The 539-nt window shown below is 71.2% G+C and carries 1 pseudogene; it reads left to right on the forward strand.

The features are described 5' to 3' along the window. Window positions 1-24 precede the first annotated feature (24 nt). Window positions 25-539, forward strand: a pseudogene (locus NS354_RS13005) (ExeM/NucH family extracellular endonuclease); the annotation flags it as partial.

Below are 539 nucleotides of genomic sequence, written 5' to 3' on the forward strand. Positions count from 1 at the left end.
GGGTCGGATGAGCCCGGGGATGTCGTGCCCATCGCGCGGATCCAGGGCACCGGGGACAGCAGTCCGCTGGTGGATCAGGCGGTGACCACCGAGGGGGTGGTCACCGCGGCGTACCCGGAGGGTGGTCTGCGCGGCTACACCGTGCAGACCCCCGGCACCGGTGGGGACAGTGATCTCACCCCGGGGGCGTCGGACGGGATCTTCGTCTACTCCCCGGATACGGCCGGGCTGGTGCGGGTCGGGGATCATGTGCGGGTCTCGGGCACCGTGGCCGAGTACTACGGGCAGACCCAGATCTCGGTGTCCTCTGGGGGCCTGAGCCTGCTGGACACCCCGGCCGACGCCGTGACGCCGGTGAGCGGTCAGCTGCCGGAGGATCCCACCGCCCGGGAAGCGCTGGAGGGGATGCTGCTGCTGCCCACTGGGGACATCACCGTCACGGATGCGTATGACACGGGGCGATACGGGGAGGTCCGCCTGGTCAACGGGACCGAGCCGCTGAAGCAGGCCACCGACGTCGTGGCTCCCGGGGAACCGGC

This window comes from Leucobacter chromiiresistens (assembly GCF_001477055.1).
Classification (GTDB): Bacteria; Actinomycetota; Actinomycetes; order Actinomycetales; family Microbacteriaceae; genus Leucobacter; species Leucobacter chromiiresistens_A.